Source organism: Martelella sp. FLE1502, from assembly GCF_053484255.1.
Genome location: NZ_JBAKFQ010000002.1, coordinates 203,024 through 223,744 on the forward strand (window position 1 = coordinate 203,024; position 20,721 = coordinate 223,744).

The 20,721-nt window shown below is 63.7% G+C and carries 21 protein-coding genes; 8 read left to right on the top strand and 13 right to left on the bottom strand.

Features of this window, described 5'->3' with window-relative positions:
- Nucleotides 1–106: 106 nt before the first annotated feature.
- The 6 genes from V6767_RS02810 to V6767_RS02835 all read right to left on the bottom strand — a co-directional run bounded on the left by V6767_RS02810 (nucleotide 107) and on the right by V6767_RS02835 (nucleotide 5,734).
- The gene (locus tag V6767_RS02810; RefSeq protein ID WP_448472026.1) at nucleotides 107–913 is read right to left on the bottom strand and encodes an amidohydrolase family protein; all 807 of its coding nucleotides are present in this window, start codon (nucleotides 911–913) and stop codon (nucleotides 107–109) included.
- Nucleotides 910–2,196 (bottom strand): TRAP transporter large permease, encoded by a 1,287-nt coding sequence (locus V6767_RS02815; protein ID WP_448472027.1) that lies wholly within the window; start codon nucleotides 2,194–2,196, stop codon nucleotides 910–912. Before V6767_RS02815 ends, V6767_RS02810 begins: the two co-directional genes overlap by 4 nt.
- Nucleotides 2,197–2,317: 121 nt before the next feature.
- Nucleotides 2,318–2,875 carry a TRAP transporter small permease gene (locus V6767_RS02820; protein ID WP_448472028.1) on the bottom strand — a complete coding sequence of 186 codons (558 nt, stop codon included), beginning with the start codon at nucleotides 2,873–2,875 and terminating at the stop codon, nucleotides 2,318–2,320.
- A gap of 109 nt (nucleotides 2,876–2,984) precedes the next feature.
- The gene (dctP, locus tag V6767_RS02825; RefSeq protein WP_448472029.1) at nucleotides 2,985–4,091 is read right to left on the bottom strand and encodes a TRAP transporter substrate-binding protein DctP; all 1,107 of its coding nucleotides are present in this window, start codon (nucleotides 4,089–4,091) and stop codon (nucleotides 2,985–2,987) included.
- A 28-nt stretch (nucleotides 4,092–4,119) separates the two neighbouring features.
- On the bottom strand, nucleotides 4,120–4,800 hold the full coding sequence (locus V6767_RS02830) for an RraA family protein (RefSeq protein ID WP_448472030.1): 681 nt from the start codon (nucleotides 4,798–4,800) through the stop codon (nucleotides 4,120–4,122).
- 79 nt (nucleotides 4,801–4,879) lie between these two features.
- Nucleotides 4,880–5,734 (bottom strand): DUF1932 domain-containing protein, encoded by an 855-nt coding sequence (locus V6767_RS02835; RefSeq protein WP_448472031.1) that lies wholly within the window; start codon nucleotides 5,732–5,734, stop codon nucleotides 4,880–4,882.
- A 498-nt stretch (nucleotides 5,735–6,232) separates the two neighbouring features.
- On the opposite strand from V6767_RS02835, the gene aac(3) reads away from it, so the two are divergent.
- Nucleotides 6,233–7,063, top strand: a complete 831-nt coding sequence (aac(3), locus tag V6767_RS02840; RefSeq protein WP_448472032.1) for an aminoglycoside 3-N-acetyltransferase — start codon at nucleotides 6,233–6,235, stop codon at nucleotides 7,061–7,063.
- A 57-nt stretch (nucleotides 7,064–7,120) separates the two neighbouring features.
- Here aac(3) and V6767_RS02845 read toward each other — a convergent pair whose 3' ends face one another.
- Complete coding sequence (locus tag V6767_RS02845; RefSeq protein WP_448472033.1) at nucleotides 7,121–7,759, bottom strand: Vgb family protein; 639 nt, start codon at nucleotides 7,757–7,759, stop codon at nucleotides 7,121–7,123.
- Between the two features lies 1 nt (nucleotide 7,760).
- Nucleotides 7,761–8,981, bottom strand: a complete 1,221-nt coding sequence (locus tag V6767_RS02850) for a helix-turn-helix domain-containing protein (RefSeq protein WP_448472034.1) — start codon at nucleotides 8,979–8,981, stop codon at nucleotides 7,761–7,763.
- A gap of 220 nt (nucleotides 8,982–9,201) precedes the next feature.
- On the opposite strand from V6767_RS02850, the gene V6767_RS02855 reads away from it, so the two are divergent.
- On the top strand, nucleotides 9,202–9,729 hold the full coding sequence (locus V6767_RS02855) for an SRPBCC family protein (RefSeq protein WP_448472035.1): 528 nt from the start codon (nucleotides 9,202–9,204) through the stop codon (nucleotides 9,727–9,729).
- Nucleotides 9,730–9,779: 50 nt separating this feature from the next.
- Nucleotides 9,780–10,358, top strand: coding sequence for a dihydrofolate reductase family protein (locus V6767_RS02860; RefSeq protein ID WP_448472036.1), 579 nt, complete (start codon nucleotides 9,780–9,782; stop codon nucleotides 10,356–10,358).
- Nucleotides 10,359–10,385: 27 nt separating this feature from the next.
- On the opposite strand, the gene V6767_RS02865 is transcribed toward V6767_RS02860, so the two are convergent.
- The 4 genes from V6767_RS02865 to V6767_RS02880 are packed head-to-tail and all read right to left on the bottom strand — an operon-like array spanning nucleotide 10,386 to nucleotide 14,955.
- Complete coding sequence (locus tag V6767_RS02865; RefSeq protein ID WP_448472037.1) at nucleotides 10,386–11,225, bottom strand: alpha/beta hydrolase; 840 nt, start codon at nucleotides 11,223–11,225, stop codon at nucleotides 10,386–10,388.
- A gap of 16 nt (nucleotides 11,226–11,241) precedes the next feature.
- The gene (locus V6767_RS02870; protein WP_448472038.1) at nucleotides 11,242–12,708 is read right to left on the bottom strand and encodes an NAD-dependent succinate-semialdehyde dehydrogenase; all 1,467 of its coding nucleotides are present in this window, start codon (nucleotides 12,706–12,708) and stop codon (nucleotides 11,242–11,244) included.
- Between the two features lie 12 nt (nucleotides 12,709–12,720).
- Nucleotides 12,721–13,926, bottom strand: a complete 1,206-nt coding sequence (locus V6767_RS02875; RefSeq protein ID WP_448472039.1) for an iron-containing alcohol dehydrogenase — start codon at nucleotides 13,924–13,926, stop codon at nucleotides 12,721–12,723.
- Between the two features lie 21 nt (nucleotides 13,927–13,947).
- Nucleotides 13,948–14,955 carry an Ldh family oxidoreductase gene (locus V6767_RS02880; RefSeq protein ID WP_448472040.1) on the bottom strand — a complete coding sequence of 336 codons (1,008 nt, stop codon included), beginning with the start codon at nucleotides 14,953–14,955 and terminating at the stop codon, nucleotides 13,948–13,950.
- A gap of 105 nt (nucleotides 14,956–15,060) precedes the next feature.
- On the opposite strand from V6767_RS02880, the gene V6767_RS02885 reads away from it, so the two are divergent.
- The 5 genes from V6767_RS02885 (at nucleotide 15,061) to V6767_RS02905 (ending at nucleotide 19,961) form a co-directional block, all read left to right on the top strand.
- Nucleotides 15,061–15,747: a GntR family transcriptional regulator gene (locus tag V6767_RS02885; protein ID WP_448472041.1), complete on the top strand. Its 687-nt coding sequence runs from the start codon at nucleotides 15,061–15,063 to the stop codon at nucleotides 15,745–15,747.
- Nucleotides 15,744–17,303: a sugar ABC transporter ATP-binding protein gene (locus V6767_RS02890; RefSeq protein WP_448472042.1), complete on the top strand. Its 1,560-nt coding sequence runs from the start codon at nucleotides 15,744–15,746 to the stop codon at nucleotides 17,301–17,303. Before V6767_RS02885 ends, V6767_RS02890 begins: the two co-directional genes overlap by 4 nt.
- Entirely contained in the window at nucleotides 17,300–18,295 is a 996-nt protein-coding gene (locus V6767_RS02895) for an ABC transporter permease (protein ID WP_448472043.1), read from the top strand. The genes V6767_RS02890 and V6767_RS02895 overlap by 4 nt, the downstream gene beginning before the upstream one ends.
- 39 nt (nucleotides 18,296–18,334) lie before the next feature.
- A complete protein-coding gene (locus V6767_RS02900; protein WP_132313805.1) occupies nucleotides 18,335–19,300 on the top strand; it encodes a substrate-binding domain-containing protein in 966 nt (321 codons plus the stop codon).
- A gap of 67 nt (nucleotides 19,301–19,367) precedes the next feature.
- Entirely contained in the window at nucleotides 19,368–19,961 is a 594-nt protein-coding gene (locus V6767_RS02905; RefSeq protein WP_230718539.1) for a DJ-1/PfpI family protein, read from the top strand.
- Between the two features lie 178 nt (nucleotides 19,962–20,139).
- On the opposite strand, the gene V6767_RS02910 is transcribed toward V6767_RS02905, so the two are convergent.
- Nucleotides 20,140–20,703, bottom strand: coding sequence for a cupin domain-containing protein (locus V6767_RS02910; protein WP_448472044.1), 564 nt, complete (start codon nucleotides 20,701–20,703; stop codon nucleotides 20,140–20,142).
- Nucleotides 20,704–20,721: the final 18 nt, after the last annotated feature.

The window sequence follows — 20,721 nt, forward strand, 5'->3', positions numbered from 1 at the left end:
GCTTGTCCGCGAAAAGACGAGTCTCCCGTCGGCCGCCGGCAGGTTAGAACGCAGGTCTCATGGATACAAGCTGTCATCCGTAACTTGAAACCTTCCCTTTCGCGCTTCAACGATAGAGCGTCTGAGGGTTTTCCGACATGATCCGGCGCAGGACGGCTTCATCGCCGGCCGCCGTGCGAATGAAGGAGAGGAGCTTCGAGAAGTCCGGGGACTTGCTCTCGGTCACATGCGGCCAGTCGCTTCCCCATATGAGCCGAGAGGAGTCGGTGGCGATCAGCTGCCTCGCGACATCAAAACTATGCGCCCAGGAGAGGTCGTCCACATCCTCATGGTAAGGGCCCGAAAGCTTGACCCAGACATGCGGCAGTTCATAAAGCCGCAGGAGCGCCTCCAGATCCGGGCCATGACCGGGACGGCAGCGGCCGAGGTGGTTGAGCACAAGCGGGACGCCGAGATCGGCGAGCATCTCAAAATAGCGGGACAATTCACTGGCGGGCAGATGCAGTTCGATATTCCAGCCCAGATCGCGGATCAGGGCAGCGGTTTTCGGCATGTCCTCGATCTGCGTCGCGCCGGCTTGAACCTGATTGAAGCGTACGCCCCGCATGCCGGCTTCGTGCCACGCTGAAAGCGTATCCCGGTCGGCATCCGGCGTGATCACGCCGGTCGCGCGGTAGCCCGCGCCAAGTTCAGCGAGCGCGCGCAGCAGGACGGTGTGATCGCGACCGTAAAGGGAGGGCTGCACCAGCACGCCGCGGGTCAGGCCCATGCCGGCGGTCGCCGCGCGGTAGTCGTCGCAACTGGCGGTCCGGTTCGCGATGACGGCATTGGCGACGACCGGGGCCGCGGCATCGAGGATGTGAAAATGGCAGTCCCAGGCGCCGGAGGAAGCGATGTTTTCGTCAATGGTCATTGCAGACTTTCCGGCAGCCAGAGCGCAATCTGCGGGAATGCGATCATGAGGCCGATCATGGCGATGATCGCACCGAGGAAGGGCAGGATTCCGATGAAAACGTCGTTTGGCGACCCCGATTTCCGCAGGCCCTGCACCACATAGCAATTGATCCCGATCGGCGGCGTGATCATCCCGGCCTCGATCACCATCATCAGGATGATGCCGAACCAGACCGGATCGTAGCCGAGACCGATAATGAGCGGCGCGGTCACCGGGACCGTCAGCACGATCATCGAAATCCCGTCCAGCACGCAGCCGAGCGCCATGTAGAACACAATGATAATGCACAGAACGGCCAGGGGCGGCATTGCCAGACCGGAAATATAGTCCGTGATCTGCTCGATAAAGCCGGACATGCCGAGCGCGAAGTTCAGGAAATAGGCGCCGATCAGGAGCAGCATGATCATGCCCGTCGAACGCATCGTGCCTTCGATCGCCTTGTTGAGCATGGCGATGGAGAGCGTGCCGTTGAAGGCGCTGAGGATCAGCGAAGCGGCAATGCCGAGCGCGGAGGCCTCGGTCGGGGTCGCGACGCCGGCATAGATCGACCCGACCACGACGATGAAGATAAAGAAGATCGGCAGCAATTGCGGCAGGCTGCCCAGCCGGTCCGCCCAGCCATAGCGCTCTTTTCGCCCGCCCCAGGAGGGAAAGAACACGCAACAGAGAATTACCGCCAGCATGAAGATCAGCGCCAGCAATATGCCGGGGATGAAGCCCGCCAGATAAAGCTGCGGGATCGAGGTCTGGGTGATCGCGCCATAGATGATCATATTGATGGAGGGCGGGATCAGCGTGCCCAGCGTTCCGCCGGCGGCGACCGTGCCCAGGAACAGCCGCTCATTGTAGCCGTTCTTCTCGATCTCGGGAAAGGCGATCGTGCCCACGGTGGCGGCCGTGGCCACGCTGGAACCGGAGGTGGCGGCGAACATGGTGCAAGCGGCGATATTGGTGTGCATCAGACCGCCCGGAAGGCGGTTCAGCCACGGCAGCAAGGCGCGGTACATGGAGGAGGCGCTGCCGCTGTGCAGCATGATTTCGCCCATCAGGATGAACAGCGGAATGGCGACCAGCAGGTCGTTGGTTGCCGTCTCCCAGGTGGTGATCCCGATCACCGAGATGATGTTGACGGGCAGCCAGAACAAGCTGAGGAGGATGCCCGCGAACAGCAGGACAATTCCGACCGGAATGCTTGTCGCGATCAGGCCGAAGAGGCTGCCGATAAATCCGAGAATAGACATGGCTTTTGTTCCGGGGCTTTCCAGAGCCTTTCCGCATTTCACGGAAACGCGGAAAGGCTCTATCTTTTGTTTTCACGCAATTCCGGACGGTGAACCGGTATCCACTTCACCTGGAATTGCTCTAGAGGTCGCCGAGTTCTTCGAGGCTCTGATGTCCTTGCGCTCCCGGGTGCTCAACCGTCTGGGGAAACCGGCGCAACAGTCCGATGAGGACGAGCGCCGAGACCAGCGTGAAAAGCAACAGCCCGAGCAGGAAGAGCGCATGCGGATAGACCAGCGGAATATTGAGCAAGGTCGAGGTCGCATCGAATTCGATGGCCTCCTTCAGCTGAAGCCACTCGTTCCAGCTCAGGATAGCCGCGCCGATCAGCATGGTCAGCGCCGCCAGCACGTCGAGCGACCCCCGAATGCGGGTGGGCAGCAGACGCTGCACGACATCAAGCCGGATATGCGCGGTGAACAGCGCCGCATAGGCAATTGCAACGCCGGTGGCAAAGGCGAAGACGAAACCGGTGATCTCGGTCGACCCGGTAATCGAGACCTTGAACAGCTTGCGCGAAATCGTATCCACGCAAATCATCGCGGCGATGCCGAGCAGGCCATAACCGCCGGCGCGGGAGGCCAGGATCGTTACCTGTTGCAACAGCGAGCGCTTTTTGGGGACTGGTGCGGATGTCATAGGCAGATTTCCCACGTCAGCGGTTTCAGACAAATCGAAGCTGCGATGCCGAAAGGCAAAGGGCCCGATCAGGTCTCTTGACCCGACCGGACCCCGTTGCCAACCGGCTCTACTGCTTCATCTCAATCCCGACAAGCTCGCCGATCGTTGCATTCCACTCCGATACACAGGCTTCACCGCAATTGCCGGCGAAATTCGGCAGCACCTTTTCCTGCGTCAGCCGCGCGACTTCGGCGAGTTCGGCCTCGGTCGGAACCGTGACGGTCGCATCATATTTCTGGAACGCGCCGCTATCGTCGCACTGCGCGTCGCCGGCGGTGCACCACAGGCCCATATTGTGGTTGCGGATCTGCGTCGGCCAGGCCATTTCCTGCTCGAAATATTCGCTGGCAAGGCGCAGCCATTCCTGCACCTCGGGCGTCTGCTTGTTGAACCAGGATTCATTCACGATCCTGATCTGCGGGGCCCAGCCGGTGTTCAGTGCATAGACATATTTCGTGACCTCCGGCAGCTTGGCGATATTGCCGCTGGCGGTTCCGGTGATGCCGCAATCAATCACGCCGCGCTGCAGGGCCGGCGCCATTTCGGCAAACGGCATGGAAACCGCCGTCGCGCCGAGCGCGGTGATCAGATCGGCCTGCGTGCCGCTGAAGACGCGAACGGTCTTGCCCTTCAGGTCTTCGAGGCTTTCAACCTTTGCGCCGCACCACAGAACGAGACCGGTGGTCGGCCAGCTTGCGAGCGCAACCGATCCCGCCTTTTTCGACAGGGTCTCGTTGATGACCGGCATGAAGGCGTCGCTGCTGGCGCGCACGCCCTCGATCGTCGGCGTGACGCCGGAAATGTCCATGCCATCCAGAATCTTCATGTTTTCGCTGGCATAGGACGCAACGGTATCGGCCATGTCGTAGACCCCCGAGCGCACCAGGGTGACCATCTGCGAACCGGGCACGCCCAACTCGGTGATCGAGCTGAGCTTGACGTCGATCCGGCCGTCGCTGAGGCGCGGCACGACTTCCTCCCAGAAGGGTTTCTCAAGCATGCTCCATTCCGACGTGCTGCTGTCGATCGCCAGCACCGAAACCTGGGTCTTTTCCGGCAAGGTCTTCGCCAGTTCCTGCAACTGCGCCTCGGTCACCTCGGCCTGCGCCGAGCCGTGGGCTGTAAGCGAAAGCGTTATCGCCGCGGCAAGTGCTGTCAGTGTTTTCTTTTCCATGGTTTTTCTCCTCCTAGAGCGTTAACTTTCAGTCGATATATTCAACGTTGCGGTTCGTCAGAATTTCGTTCACCCAGCTGCGGTCGACCGTGCCGTTGCGGATCGCGGCGATCTCCTTCTGCTCGGCAGCCTGCTTTGCGCGCGCAGCCTCAAGGATTTCCGCCGCCTCGCCGGCCGGAACGCAGAGCACGCCGTCGCCATCGCCAAGGATCAGGTCGCCCGGCTTAATCACCATCCCGTCGATCGCAACCGGAACATTGATTTCGCCGGGGCCGTCCTTGTAAGGGCCGCGATGGGAAACGCCGGCGGCAAACATCGCCATGCCGCTTTCGCGGATTTCCTCTGCGTCCCGGATCGCGCCGTTGATCACGAAGCCGGCCACCCGGTTTTCCTGCGCGAGATAGACCATGATTTCACCCATGATCGAGTTGGTCAGGTCTCCGCCCGCGTCGACGACGATGACGTCGCCCTCTTCTGCCATGTCGATCGCCTTGTGCACCATCAGATTGTCGCCGGGACGGGTCTTTACCGTCAGCGCGGGACCAGCCATGATCCGCCCTTCGGCGTGGTACGGGCGCAGCCGCGACCCGGCGGCGGTCATCCGGTTCATCGCGTCCGAGACATTGGCGACGGGAAGGCTTGAAAACCCTTCCACAAGGGCGCTTTCCACCCTGGATTTGCGGGCATGAATTCTGAAGCCGGCAGTCATTTCTTCTCTCCGATAGTCAAATGGTGGTGTGTGGGAAGCGGCCGCCGGGCTTTCAGAAAGCGGCGCAAACGGCGCGCGGTCACGACAGACCTGCGGAAAGCCAGCGCACCGCCTCCGCTACATTGGCTGGTGCCGCAGGCCTTTCCTGTGAAATCCGCTGCGATGTTCTTGCATAAGCGGCCAGAACCGCATCGGACACCGGGGTCTGCAGCCCGAAACTGCGCGCCTGGGCGATGGCATCCTCGACCTCATGCTCGCGCCGGGGGGCATGCAGGACATGTGTCCGCACCATCGCATCGAGCAGGTCGGGAAAGGGTCGTGCGCTGATATCGGCAAGATTTTCGCGCAGCTCCGCCTCAAGCCCCATGCGCTGCGCGGTCGCGTAGCACTCGACGGCCAGCGCTTCGATGCCCTTGGACATCAGCGTGCGCAGGAGCTTCAATCCGCCGGCTTCTCCCGGAAGAGAATTGGCCATTGCGCGGGTGTTGAAGCCAAGACGATTGAGCGCAACGGAGACACTTTCGGCCTCAGCTCCTGAGAGAATGATCGGCGAACCTGCCCCGGACAGATCGACCGACCCCATGATGGCGCCGTCGACGAAAGCCACCTCCGTGCTTGCCAGGATCGCATCGCACTCGCGCATCAGCGCCATCGGCGAAGACGACAGATCGGCATAGGTGAACGCGCCGGCCCGCTTCGCGACATCGCGCGCCACACTGGCGGCGACGGCGGAGGGAAAAACGCCAAGCAGCAAAGAGCCGGGTGCGATGTGGTCGGGCAAGGCGGGAACGACCTGGTGCTTTTCATCGCGGGCGGTAGCAACCGGATCGACATAAAGAGGCTGCTCGCCGGCCTGTTCCAGTTGCTGACCGAAGGCGCGGCCGACCTCTCCATATCCGATGATGATGATTTTGGCGGCGGCAATTGCAGTCATGGAATCTCCCCTTCGGGACGAGATAATCCATTTTTGGATACAAAATGCAATCTATAAATTCATAATTGGCCATAAAATCGCATTTTTGTTTTTAGTTTGCATTTCTACGACTGACATTCCGACAGCACAAAGCCGTTGACGACGCAGTCATGGCGCCGATCGACAAGGACGCCGCTCTCAGAGCCAGACACGACTTTCTCATCTCCATTCCCGGCATCTCGGCGGTTACAGCAACAGCACTTTTCATCGGAATGCCTGGCATGGATAACATCGATGGAAGAGCCGCTGCCGCACTATGCGGCCTTGGCCGAATAAGCAGGCAAGCCGCCTAAAATCGCGATAGCAGTCTTCATGCGAAAGCTTATCGCAGTCGCAGACGCTCTGCTGCGCGACAATTGCAAGCGGGTCAGAAGGCCCGCTTGACCAAGACGGATACTCAAGGTGTACACAGCATTGTCGGCGGACTCTGTTCCGCTTTCGTCAGATTCGGGGGTTATCTTGACGCAACCGCCTTCACGACCGGCGACAGCCGCCGAAATCACACGGCAATTTTCCGATCTCGGCGTGCGGCCGGGAGACCTGCTCATGGTGCATGCATCGCTCCGATCGGTCGGTCCCGTGGAAGGCGGCGCGGACGCTTTGCTGCATTGCCTGCTGTCGGCGGTCGGGCCCGGCGGGACGCTGATGGGCTACGCCTCCTGGGATCGCTCGCCCTATGAGGAAACGCTGAATGGCGCAACGCTTGCCGACGACGCGCGTTCGAACTGGCCCGCCTTCAACCCCGTCACCGCCGACGTCTATCCCGGCTTCGGCATGTTCAACGCCCTGCTCGCCGATCAGCCCGGCGCCAGGCGAAGCGCACATCCCGACGCCTCCATGGTGGCTGTCGGCCCGCTTGCCGCAACCCTTATTGCGCCGCATGCCCTGGGGGATGCGTTCGGGCCCCGTTCCCCGATCGAGCGTTTCATTGCCCACAACGGCAAGGTTCTTCTTCTTGGCGTGCCGCTCGATGCGGTGACGGCCTTGCACTATGCCGAGGCGGTGGCTGACATTCCGGACAAGCGCCGCGTCACCTACGAGATGCCGTTGCTCGGCGCGGACGGCCTGAAACACTGGCACAAGGCGGAAGACTGGGACACCAACGGCATTCTCGATTGTTATGCCATCGAAGGACAGACCGACGCCGTGGAACGCATCGCCAGAGACTATGTCGCGACGCACAGGCCGCCTTACGGCAAGGTCGGTAATGCCGACTGCTTTCTGTTCCCGGCACGCGACATCGTCGACTTCGGCATCGCCTGGCTGGAGAATCGGCACGCCACACGATAGGCAAGGCGCCTCAAAGGCCGCGCTCCCCCCATGGTAGGAGCACTTCAACTGGAAATTTTAGGGCCGCCGCACGACCCGGACGGTTCCTCCCGGTCCGCCGCCGCAATAGAAGCAATCGCCGCCATCCGCCTCCAGGCCGGAGATGATCGTGCCGTCCGGCATCCCGATCCGCTCGAGGACTTCTCCCGTCTGCGGATCGATGCGCCGGAGTTCGCTTTCCTCGTTTTCCCACGTGCCATGCCACAACTCGGCGTTCATCCAGGTCACGCCCGTCACGAACCGGTCGGTTTTGATCGTGCGCAGCACGGCGCCGGTCTCGGGATCGATCTGATGGATCTGCCGGTCGAGATACTGCCCGACCCAGAGCATGCCGTCGCTCCAGGCCAGGCCCGAGTCGCCGCCGCCGCCGGGCGCGGGTATCGTCGAAACCACCTCGCCGGTCTCCGGGATCATCTTGAGAATCCGGTCCTCGGCGATCTGGTAGATGTGGCTGCCGTCAAAGGCAGTGCCGGCATGCGCCGCGACCGCGTGGGTATGCAGCACCCTGCCATCGACGGGATCAAGCGCGTGGAGCGCCTCTCCGCTGGCAAACCAGACGCGGTTGCCGTCAAAGGTGACGCCGTGAACGTGGGTGGCGCCCGGAAAGGGGCCCAGTTCGCGAATAATTTCAGCTTTGTGTTTTTTCATGCGATCCATCCTAACGTCCCGGCTGCGCGCCCGGGAGTAACAATACTGTCGGGAAACCGAGGATTGGCGGCGCCAGCCACCGGCGCGACCGCCCCTGGCCGACGGCACGCACCTTGCCCTCGGCCTGAAGCCGCTCGAGCGCGCGCTGGACCGTCCGTGTGCTGGTGCCGAGCGCAAGCGCGAGCGACGAGCTTGGCCAGGCTTCGCCATCCGCCAGGAGCGCCAGCAATGCCGCATGCGGACTGTCCGCCGGCGGCGCAAGCACGACGACCGGCGATCTCGTTCCGGAGGAAATCGCAAACCCGTCCTGCGTGGCCCGCACGTTCGCCAATGTCCCGAGTTCGGCGCGCAATCGCGCGATTTCGACGCGAAGCCGCGCCCGGTGGGATTCATCCGCCCGTTTCGCGCCAAAGGCGGCGCCTAGAAGCGCCTCTCTGGATGCCGCGCGCGGCCAGTGCTCCCCCATCGTCCGCAAGAGCGCGAACAGCACCGGTCGCGTCGCCAGCGAAACGACCCTCGCTTCGTGGCGGATGACATGACGGCAGGCGTCGATCACCAGCGTTTCGGAGACGAGCAACCGCTCGATCTCGTCAAGCCGCAGCGGCCGTTCCGCGCCTTCGGATATCACACGGGCGGCCGGTCTCCTGAGCAACAGCCCGGCACTCTGCACCTCCGCGATCAGGGCGGAAAACCCGGCGGTCCGCGCGGCATCTTCCGCCTGGGCCAGGGCATGGCGCGCGGCGGCGGCGCGAAGGCGGCGCATCGCGATGTCCGAGACCGCCAGTTGGTGCGCAGCGCGCAAAGACGGCAACAGGTCCTGAGGCGCGACCTCGCCCAGCAAGGATTCCGCCTCCTCGATCCTGCCGACAAGCAAGAGACGCCGTGCTTCCAGAATGGTCGCATAGCGCGCATTCACGGTGTCGCCATGGCTTTCAAGCGCGCTGCCAGCCTCCGCAAGCATGGCAGGGACGGCCGCGAGATCGCGCGAAACCAGGGCGATTTCTGCCTCGGCGACCACGCATCGCGCATGGGCGAGCGGCTGTTTTCTGCCGAAGGCGCGGGCAGCGGCTCTCAGCGTGGTTCTGGCACGCTCCAGATCGCCGAGTTGCGCCATCGCGATGCCGCGCAGGGCAAGGGCCGGCGCGTCATCACGCAGCGCGACGCGATTGAGCGCCAGCAAGGGGTCGCCGGTTGCAAGGGCAAGGGCGGCGGCTGTGATGAGTGAGTCCATCCAAAATCCCGTCACACTTGTAACTCTCGCTCCTGCCACTTTCAGGACTAGGAAAGCAACGCGGCCAGGGCGGGCGTCGTCGTTCAGCAAGAAACGGACACCGTACAGGATATGACAGCCGCCGGGACCATGGCGAGAACAATATCACCCCGTCAAAGCCGCAGCTTGTCTGCGTTTAGCGAGGCAGGCGTGAATTCCCAAACTGACAGGAGCACATGAAATGAACCCAACCGCATCTGAATACGCCGTTCTCGGCGAACGCAACAGCTTGACTTTCCACCGGATCCTGCCGGCACGCGCCGATACGGTCTGGTCCTGGCTCACGGAGGCCGGCCTTCGTCGACAATGGCTGGCGGACGGCCAGATGAACCTCGCGCAAGGCTCCGCATTCGAACTGGTCTGGCGCAACGACCAACTTTGCGAACCCGCCGAGAAGATCGGCGCGGCGGCGGACAATGAGCACAGCATGAAATCCACGATCAACGCGGTCGAACCTGGCCGTCTGCTGGGCTTTACCTGGCCGGAAACCGATGGCGTGACGATAACGCTTGAGAGCAGAGGAGATGAAACCGGGCTCACGCTGATCCACGAGGCGCTGCCAGATCACGGCACGCTCTTGAACATTGCCGCCGGATGGCACGCGCATCTCGACATATTGGCATCCCGCCTCCGGGCGGAGCAGCCCGCGCCGTTCTGGGATGCGTGGCACCAATACAAGGCCGACTACGAACAACGCATCGCGGCATAGGGCGATGACAGGCCACGCAAGCCGCGCGAGCAAAGACGGGAGATGACATCATGCGCAAGCTGATTTCGGGAATGAAGATATCGCTGGATGGCCGCGTTGAGGGCCCGGACGGCTATGCCGACTGGGTGACCGCGTGGTCGGAAGACTACGGCATCACACCGCACATCGACGCCTGCCTGCTGGGCGGCGGCATGTATCCGGGTTACGAGCAATACTGGACAGCGATGCGGCAATCGCCCGGCGCGCCACTGCCAATGACGGGCGAGATGCCGACGGATGAGGAGGTGAAATGGGCTCGGCTTATACCGAACATTCCGCATTATGTCCTGTCCTCGACGCTCACATCCGCGCTATGGACCAACACAAGGTTCATGCGCTTGACGGATGAGGTCGCTCAGCTCAAGCAGGCTGCCGGCAAGGATATCTATCTCGTCGGCGGGGCCCGGATTACCGCAACGCTGATCAATGCCGGGCTGGTGGACGAAATCCGCCTGATCGTGCATCCGCTGCTCGCCGGAAGCGGAAAACGTCTCTTTGACGGCCTCGAACAACGCCGGGCGCTGCGCCTGCTCGATGCAAAGCCGGTGAAGGACGATCTCGTACAACTCAGCTACGCATTGATCTCGTAAGAACCAATGACGGCGCCGGGAAACGCTTCAGGATGACGCCACCAATGTGGAGAGCCTTTGGCCGAGGGCGGCCTCAGGGTCGGCAAGGTCGAAGACGACCGAGAGGTGATTGGCGCCGGGTTCCGTTCTGAGCTCCGTCTGCTGCCCGTCCCTGGCGAGCAGGGCATCAAGGGCGATTGCCTGGTCCTGGAAGGGCGCGGTCTCATGTTCCCCGCGCGTGATGATCCGCAGCGGGCCCGGCATGTGCCGGGCGGCAAGCGGCGACCATGCCTGCGCCTCATCCGCGCGCATTCCGGCCTCATCCTTCAGAAAGGAGCCGGGAATGTCGGAAAGATCGTAGATGCCGCTGACCAGAACCATGCCGCGCAGCGTCGGCACGTCCGGCGGAAGGTTGTCGCCGGGCGCCCTGCAGGCGAGCAGCGATGCCAGATGCGCGCCGGCGGAATGGCCGCTGACGGTGAAGCGTTCCGGGTCCGCGCCGATCTCAGGCGCAAGGTCCACGAGGCGGCGGGCAGCCGCACGCACCTGAGCGACGATTTCCGCCAGCCGGGTTTCCGGCATCAGATCATAGCCGACCAGCGCGGCGATCCCGCCCGCCGCGACCACAGGAGCCGCGACCAGCGTATGCGTCTCCTTGCTGCCCGCGCGCCAGTAGCCGCCGTGAATGAACATGTGCAGCGGCGCACCGGGAGCGGGCTCCGGCGGAAAGACGAGGTCGAAGCTCTGCCGGGGCGTTTCACCGTAACGCACGTTCCGCTCGACGCGCGAGCGATCGGCGAAGGCGCGGCTGCGCGCCTCCGTCTCGGCCATGATCGCGTCGAAATCGGGGATGAAATCCCGGTTGCGATAAAGATCGCGCTCCCCCATGGTCCTGTCTCCCCCCTCAAAACTCGACGGCGAAATATTTGGGCTCCATGAACTCCAGGATGCCGGTAACGCCGCCTTCGCGCCCGAGGCCGCTCTGCTTGGTGCCGCCGAACGGCGCCGCTGGGTCCGACATCAAACCGCGATTGATGCCGACCATCCCGGTATCGATCCCGCGCCCGACGCGCATCGCCCGCATGACATCGCTCGAATAGACATAGGCCGCAAGCCCATATTCGGTATCGTTTGCGAGACGCACGGCCTCCTCCTCGGTCTCGAAGCGGTAGACGGCGGCGACGGGACCGAAAATCTCCTCCTGCGCCAGCGCCGCGTCGGTCGGCACGTCCACCAGCACCGTCGGCGGATAATAATATCCGCTACCGTCCACCGGCGCACCGCCGGTCGTTGCCCGCGCGCCGCGCGCCTTGGCCTCCGACACCAGCCGGTCGATCTTTTCCACCGCCTTGGTGGTGATCATCGGGCCGCACTGAACATCCGAATCGTAACCCCGCCCCAGTTTCAGCGCCGCCATCCGCCCGGTCAACCCTTCCACGAAAGCGTCGTGAATGCCGGATTGCACGTAGAACCGGTTGGCGGCGGTGCAGGCCTCGCCGCCATTGCGCATCTTGGCGACCATCGCGCCGTCGAGCGCGGCCTCGATATCGGCATCGTCGAACACCAGGAAGGGGGCATTGCCGCCGAGCTCCATCGAGCAGCTCACAACCGATTTCGCCGCCTCGGCCAGAAGCGTGCGTCCGACGCCGGTGGAGCCGGTGAATGACAGTTTGCGGACCCGCTTGTCGGCGAGCATGGCCGCCGTCACGGGGCCGGGCTTCGAGGTGGTCAGCACGTTCACCACGCCGGGCGGGACGCCGGCCTCCTCGCCGAGCCGGGCCATGGCATAGGCGGTCAGCGGCGTTTCGGAAGCGGGCTTCAGGATCACGGTGCACCCGGCGGCCAGCGCCGGACCGATCTTGCGCGTCGCCATCGCGGCCGGGAAATTCCACGGCGTGATCAGAACGGCAATGCCGATCGGCTCGTGATCCACGAGGATATTGTGTGCGCCGGAAGGCGTGTGGCGGAATTCCCCGCCGACCCGCGTCGCCTCTTCGGCATACCAGCGGAAGAACTCGGCGGCATAGGCCACCTCTCCGCGCGCATCCGGAAGCGCCTTGCCATTCTCAAGCGAAATCAGCAGGGCGAGTTCTTCTGCATGCTCGCGCATCAGCTCGAACCAGCGGCGCAGGATTTCCGAGCGCTCGCGGGAAGACGTGTTGCGCCAGCCTTCAGCGGCAGCCTCGGCGGCATCCACGGCTCGCAAGGCGTGATCGACGCCGGCATCGGCGACATCGGCAAGCCTGTTTCCCGTCGAGGGGTCATGCACGGAAATAGCTCCGGCGCCGGGCTCCCACTTGCCGCCGATGAACAGGCCCCTGGCGTGAAGGGTGGGATCGGCATAGCCGGAAAAGGCGGTGTCGTGCGTCATTGGGTTTCTCCCTCAGTGCGTTGAAAGTACGGTCAGTTCGCCGTGATAGGCCGCGCCGACCAGCCGCCGCATATCCGAAAGCGGCAGCGGGCGCGGATTGTTCTGGATCAGCCGGGCGATGCCGCAGGATTGCTCGGCCACCCAGTCGAGCCGGTCCTCGGCAAGGCCGAGATCTCTGAGCGTGCGGGGAATGCCGATACGATCGAAAAGCGCGGCGATCGCCGGGATGACCTCCGCCCGGCCATCGAGACCGATAACCTCCGCGATCTGGTCGAGCTCGGGTCCGATCGCGGGGGCGTTCCACGCCATGACATAGGGCATGAGACAGGCGACGCCCGCCCCGTGCGCGGTGTGGGTCAGCGCGCCGACCGGGTACTGGATGGCGTGGGCCGCTGCGGTTCCGGCAACGCCGAATGCGAGACCGGCGGTCGTCGCCCCCAGCATTACATTGGCGCGGGCTTCAACATTGCCCCCCTCCGTGCAAGCCTTTTCGAGGCCGTTCCAGAGCAGGCCGATCGCCGTCAGCGCGAAATGATCGGAGGTCGCATTCTTGCCGACGAAGACCCGTTCCTGCGCCAGACCCGGCACCGGATCGCGGCGTAGCGCCGTGAAGGCCTCGATGGCGTGGGTCAGGGCGTCGGCGCCGGCAATGGCGGTCAGCGCGGGCGGGCAGGTCAACGTCAGGTCCGGATCGCAGATCGAGACAGTTGGAATGATGTAAGGCGAGGATATCCCGACCTTGAGCTGCCGTTCGGAATCCGAGAGCACCGCGACCGGCGTCGCCTCGGAGCCGGTGCCCGCCGTGGTCGGGATGGCGATCAGCGGCATCACCGGACCGGGCACCTTGAACTCGCCGTAATAATCCTGCGGCCGGCCCCCATGGGTCAGCAGCACGGCCACGCATTTCGCCATGTCGAGGCAGGACCCTCCGCCCACGCCGATCACAAGATCGGGCGCGAAATCACGGGCCTTTTCGGCGCTGGCGGTTGCGGCTTCGACGGGCACATCCGGAAGCGCCGAACCGTCGACCTGCACCGCGAGGCCCGCCGCCTCCAGTTGCGCCACCATGCGTTTGAAATCGCCGTCGCCGGCCAGCCGCTCGTCCGTCACCACAAGGGCGCGCTGCCCGAGTTTTGCAGCGACCGCCCCCAGTGCTTCTCGCTGGCCCGCGCCGAAGATCAATTCTCTCGGGGCTCTGATCGTGCCGAATAGGGTCATCCTGTCTCCTTTGATTTTTCCTCAGCCTTCCGAGAGGGCCCGGATTTCTTCGTGCAGCGGATCGGGCAGATCGATGCCCTCGGCGAGCGCCCTCATCCTGCGGGCGCGCATCCCGTCGCCTGGAACAGCGACCGGCCGCGAAGGATCGGCCGCACGAGAGGCGCGCAGGCGATTAAGGTAAGCGGCCAGTCCTGAGGCATGCCCCTCCCCTGCCGCGGGGTCGATCAGAATGATGATGTCGCCCTTGTTCGCTTGTCTGGTGGCGTCCAGCGTGCCGCCGACCTCGGGCGCGAAGGCCGATCCCGCCAGCGATGCGACCAGCAGTTCCACGGCGAGACCGAGGCCGTATCCCTTGGCGTCGCCGAAGGGCGCGATCGCGCCGGTCCGCGCCGCTTCGGGATCAGTGGTGCGGCGGCCGTCGGCATCGACGGCCCAGTCATCCGGGATCGGCGCGCCGGTCAGGGCGTGGTGATGGATTTTTCCCATCGAGACGCGGCTGGTGGCGATGTCGAGAATAAAGGGCTCGGCGCCGGTGGGAATGCCGATGGCGATCGGATTGGTTCCCAGCATCGCTTCCGTGCCGCCATAGGGATGCACCAGCGCTTCGCTGGTGGTCATCACGATGCCGATCAATCCCCGCTCGGCTGCCGCCTCCACATAATAGGCGAGCATCCCGATGTGATTTGCGTTGCGGATCGAGGCCAGCGCGATGCCCTGTCCGGGCGTCACCGCCGCAAGCCGCTCCATGGCGCGCATCATCACGACCGGACCGAGCCCACGCTCGCCATCGATGGTGAAAGCGCCGGCGCCGGTTCTGCGCGCCTTGCCGCCGTCTGCGGCCGGATCGGCAAGGCCTGCGCGCAGGCGCGCGATGAGCCGGGGTAGTCTCTGGACGCCGTGAGACGGCAGGCCGCGCAGCTCCGCCTCAATCAGAAGGTCGGCCTGAAGCGATGCGTTGGCGGGCTCGACCTTCTGCGCCAGCAGCGCCTTCTCCGCAATCGCGCGCAGATAATCGGCCGAAACCAACAAATGCCACCCTCCCAAATCAAATCGTATATGATATTGTATTTGACATTCGATATCATATCGACGATAAAGCGAAGCATGTCAAGAATGCAGGCCGGGGAGGTTCAGATGGCGGTAACGACGGATCACGACCAGAAAGGCGGGTTCGCACGGCCCCTGAGCATTTCCGAAAGCGTCCACGAACAGATTTACCAGCGCATCATGTCGCTGGAGATCCTGCCCGGTGCGCGAATCCCGATCGACCAGCTGGCGCGGGAACTCAATGTCTCTCAGACCCCGGTGCGCGACGCCCTTACGCGGCTTGAACGAGAGGGGCTGGTGCGCAAGGCTCACCTGATCGGCTACTCCGCCGCGCCCCAGCTCACGCCCAAGGAATTTGACGACCTTTACAGGTTCCGGCTGATGCTGGAGCCGGAGAGCGCCCGGCAGGCCTGCCTCAGGCTGACCCCCGAAAAACTCGAGCAGCTGGAAAAGGCGGCGGCCGACATGGAGAAGGGCGAGCAGCCCGTGAGCCGCAACAGCCGCTATTCCCGCTTTGCCCGGGCGGATGCGCATTTTCACGACGAGATTCTGAAGGTCGCGGACAACGAGTTCGCCCGCCAGGCGCTGACCGACAGGCACATCCACCTGCACATTTTCCGCCTGATGTTCCACAGCCGCGTGACCCAGGAAGCGCTGGAGGAGCACGAGCGCCTGCTCGCCGCATTCCGCGCCGGCGATGCGGACGCGGCCTACCATGCAATGCACGATCACATCGAGCGGTCGCGGGACCGGCTCGCGGCGGCCTTCGAATGACCTTCGCCGTGACTGATACCGCCATTGACGGCCCGGCGCGGGAAACGCCCGTGCTGCGCGCCGAGGACCTTTCCAAGGCCTATGGCCCGATCACGGTCCTGAGCGATGTGACGCTGGATATAGTCGCGGGCGAGGTGCACGCGATCATCGGCGAGAACGGCGCCGGCAAGTCGACCCTGATGAAGCTTCTCTCGGGTCACGCCACGCCGACGGGCGGCGCGATGTCGATGGCAGGAAACGCGGTCGCCTTCGCCAACGCCGTTCAGGCCGAGGATGCCGGCGTGGTCCTGGTGCATCAGGAAATCCTGCTCGCGCCCGACCTCACCGTGGCCGAGAACCTTTTCCTGGGTCGGGAACTGTCGCGCGGGCTTGCCGTGGATGACCGCATGATGAACCGCCGCACAGCCGAGGTGCTGGCGCGCGTCGGCTCCACGGCGCGCCCCACCGCGCTTGTGGGCGATCTGCCGCTCGCGCAGCGCCAGCTCGTGCAGATCGCCCGCGCCCTGCTCGACGAGCGCAAGGTCGTGATCCTGGATGAACCGACGGCGATGCTGGCCAATGACGAGGTCGACGCGCTTCTGGAGATTGTCCGGAACCTGCGCGCCCATGGCGTGGCGGTGCTCTATATCTCCCATCGGCTGGAAGAGGTCGAGGCGGTGGCCGATCGCGTCACCGTTCTGCGTGACGGCAAGATGATCGGCACCTGGCCCGCAAGCGAACTCGACCAGCGCCAGATGGCCGAACTGATGGTCGGGCGGGAACTCTCGATGCTGTACCCGCCGAAACGGGAGCCGGCGACCGCGGAACCGATTTTGAGCGTCGAAGAGCTCTCCGTCGACCACGGCAGGTTTGCCGGTTCCTTCAGCGTCCGACCGGGCGAAGTGCTCGGCATCGGCGGCATGATCGGGGCCGGCCGCACGGAACTGATCGAGGGGCTGATGGGGCTTCGACACGCGCAGGCGCGCGCGATCTCTGTCAACGGCACGCCCGTCGCCAAGCCCGATGTCGGCTCGATGATGGCCGCGGGCGTCGTCTACCTGACCGAGGACCGCAAGGGCAAGGGCCTCCTTCTCAACGAGGGACTGGGCCCGAACCTGACGCTGCAGGCGCTCGACATGATCCTTCCCGGCCTGCGCCTCAACCGCAGGAAGGAAGCAGGCGCCGTGCAGTCGGCCGTGCAGGATTACGACATCCGGGTTCGCACGCTCTCGGTGGAGGCCGGTCAGCTTTCGGGCGGTAATCAGCAGAAGCTGCTGCTGGCCAAGGTGATGCTCGCCGAACCCTCGATCGTCATCATAGACGAGCCGACGCGGGGCATCGACATCGGCAACAAGAGCCAGATCTACCACTTCATCGACGAACTCGTCCGGGCCGGCAAGGCCTGCGTCGTCATCTCGTCCGAACTGCCAGAGCTCGTCGGCCTGTCCGACCGCGTGCTGGTGATGCGTGGAGGACGCTTCGTCGCCGAACTGACGGGCGACGACATCACCGAGCAGAACGTCGTCTATGCCGCCGCGAGCAGCAGACATGATACCGAGGGGAGGAACCGCGCATGAGCAGCGCAGACATAACAACGCTTCCGGAAAGAGAAGGCTTCAAGATCCGCTGGAGCGATCTCGCTCCGTTCATCGCCCTGGCATTGATCGTGCTGCTGGGCACGATGATCAATTCCAATTTCATGGCGACGAACAACATTCTGAACGTCATCACGCGCAGCGCCTTCATCGCCATTATCGGCGTCGGCGCAACCTTCGTGATCGCGACCGGCGGGCTGGATCTGTCGGTGGGTTCGATGCTGGCCTTCGTCGTCGGCATCATGATCATGGCCATGAATGCGCTTGTTCCTTACCTTGGCCCGTGGGCGATCCCGGCCGGCGCGCTGGTCGCACTGGTCGTGGGTTCGCTCTGCGGCCTGCTGAACGGGCTGATCATCACGGTGGGGCGCATCGAGCCCTTTATTGTCACCCTCGGCACGATGGGGATTTTCCGGGCCTTCATCACCTACATGACCGACGGCGGCTCGCTGTCCATCGATCGCAGCCTCAGGAGTGCCTACCGGCCCGTCTATTTCGGCGATTTCCTCGGCATTCCCTATCCGGTGCTGATCACTATCGTGATTGCCCTGCTCGGCGCGTTCATCCTCTACCGGACGAAATACGGCCGCCGCGTCACCGCCGTCGGCTCGAACGCCGACGTCGCGCGGTTTTCCGGCGTTCACGTCGGCCGGATCCGGACCATGGCCTTCGTCATACAGGGCTTCTGCGTCGCCGTCGCCGCGATCTGCTACGTCCCGCGCCTTGGTGCTGCCACGCCGACCACCGGTCAGCTCTGGGAGCTTCAGGTCATTACCGCCGTCGTTATCGGCGGCACGCTTCTGCGCGGCGGCAAGGCCCATATCTGGGGCACCGTTGCCGGCGCGCTCATTCTCGAGGTTATCGCCAACGTCATGGTTCTTTCGGACATGGTGTCGGAATACCTCGTGGCCGCGGTCCAGGGGGCGATCATCATCATCGCCATGCTGGCTCACCGCTTCACCAGCTCTCGCTGAAACGGCGAGGCTCATATCTTAACTGAGGAGGAGGAAACTATGACAATCAAGACCGGAAGGCTGGCGCTCCTGTCGGCCACAGTGGCGGCGGGAACGCTGCTCGGGCAGGCCGCTTTTGCCCAGGACAAGGAATTCACCATCGCCGTCTCCGTGCCGGCGGCCACGCATGGCTGGACGGGCGGCGTGGTCTACCATGCCGAACAGGCGGAAAAGCAGATCGAGGCCGCATTCCCGAACATCGACATCATTGTCTCGACGGCCTCGTCGGCGACGGCGCAGGTGTCCTCGCTTGAGGACCTGTCGGCGACGAACGAGCTCGACGCGCTTGTCATCCTGCCGTTTACGTCGGAGGAGCTGACGGGGCCGGTGGAGCAGGTCGCCTCGAACGGCACCTTCATCACCGTGGTGGACCGGGGACTTTCCGATCCGTCGATCCAGGACCTCTATGTCGCCGGCGACAACATCGCCGTTGGCGCAAACACGGCGAAATGGCTGGTCGACAAGCTCGGCGGCGAAGGCGAAATCGTCGTGCTGCGCGGCATTCCCACCGTGATCGATGACGAACGCATCAAGGGCTTCAAGGATGTCATCGACCAGACCGACATCGAAATCCTCGACATGCAGTATGCCAACTGGAATCAGGATGAAGCGTTCACCCTGATGCAGGACTATCTGGCCCGCTATCCGAATATCGATGCGGTCTGGGCCAATGATGATGACATGCTGCTCGGCGTGATCGAGGCAGTCGATCAGGCCGGACGGGAAGACGTCCAGTACGCGCTTGGCGGCAACGGCATGAAACAGGTGATCGAGATGGTGCAGGCGGGCGACGAACGCACGCCCATCTCCACGCCCTACCCGCCGTCAATGATCGCCTCGGCCATGTACATGACCGCGGCGCAGTTCGCAGGCCAGGCGCCGATGCGCGGATCGTTCAAGCTGGATGCCCCGCTGATCACGCCCGAGAACGCGGACCAGTTCTACTTCCCCGACTCCCCGTTCTGAACCGAAACACCCTGTCCGGCCGTCTTGCGGCGGCCGGACGGATCAATCCCACAATCAGGAGATCGAGATGAGCGGCAAGAAAATCCTCATGCTCACCGGCGAATTCACCGAAGAATATGAAATCTACGTCTATCAACAGGGCATGGAGGCCGTTGGCCACACGGTTCACGTCGTCTGCCCGGACAAGAGCGAAGGCGACCTGATCAAGACGTCGCTTCACGATTTCGAGGGCGACCAGACCTATACCGAAAAGCCCGGCCATTTCGCCGAGATCAACAAGACCTTCTCCGAAGCCGAGGCCGAGCTCGACAGCTATGACGCGGTCTATGCCGCAGGCGGCCGCGGGCCGGAATATATCCGGACCGACCCGCGCATCCAGGCGATGGTCCGGCATTTCCACGACGCCGGCAAGCCGATCTTCACGATCTGCCACGGCGTGCAGATCCTGATGGCGGTGCCCGGCGTGCTCAAGGGCCGCAAGGTCGCCGGTCTCGGCGCCTGCGCCCCGGAAGTCGCGGCGGTCGGCGGCACCTATATCGACGTCGAGCCGAAAGAGGCCTATGTCGACGGCACGATGGTGTCGGCCAAGGGGTGGACCGGGCTCGCCGCCTTCATGCGGGAATGCCTCAAGGTTCTCGGCACGGAAATCCGCCATAGCTGAGTTATAGACAAGCAAAGCGCGGTGTCGCGGCAATGCGACCCGCGCGGCCTTTGCCGGTCGATCCGGGGGCGCTGCGGTTTGCCCCTGCCTGGCGTAAGAATGCCGAGTTCACGCCGGCCATGTCCGCCTTCTGCTCCTACTTCCGGCAAGCTTCCATATTCCGAGCTGACGACCATTCTCAGAATGTCGGCGGGGTGCTGGCGGAGACGATGATGCAGTCTTTCGGGCCCACCTGGCGGAAGCGGTGCGGCTCGCGGCTGTCGAAATAATAGGCGTCGCCGGGGCCCAGTATCTTGCGCTGGTCGCCGACGGTGATCTCGATCCGGCCGGAAATCACGATCCCGCCCTCCTCGCCCTCGTGGCGATACATCACCCGACCGGTATCCGCGCCCGGCCTGTAGGTCTCCTTCAGGATCATCATCGCGCGGCCGATGGAATTGCCCACCTGTTTCAGCGATAGCCGCGCCTTGCCGATCTCGGTCAGTTCCTCTGCGGCATAGAAAACCGTTTTCTCCGCCTCCGGCGTAAAGGCGAAGAATTCGGACAGGCCGATCGGGATGCCCTCGAGGATCCGCTTCAGCGAGCCGACCGAGGGATTGAGCCTGCCGGATTCAATCAACGAGATGGTCGAACTCGATACATTCGCCTTTTTCGCCAGCGCCCGCTGCGACAGCTTGGCCCGCTCGCGCACGGCCCTCAGCGTCCGTCCAAGCTCGATATCGTCATGCGATGTGCTGAGCATGCTTCATATCCTCATCAT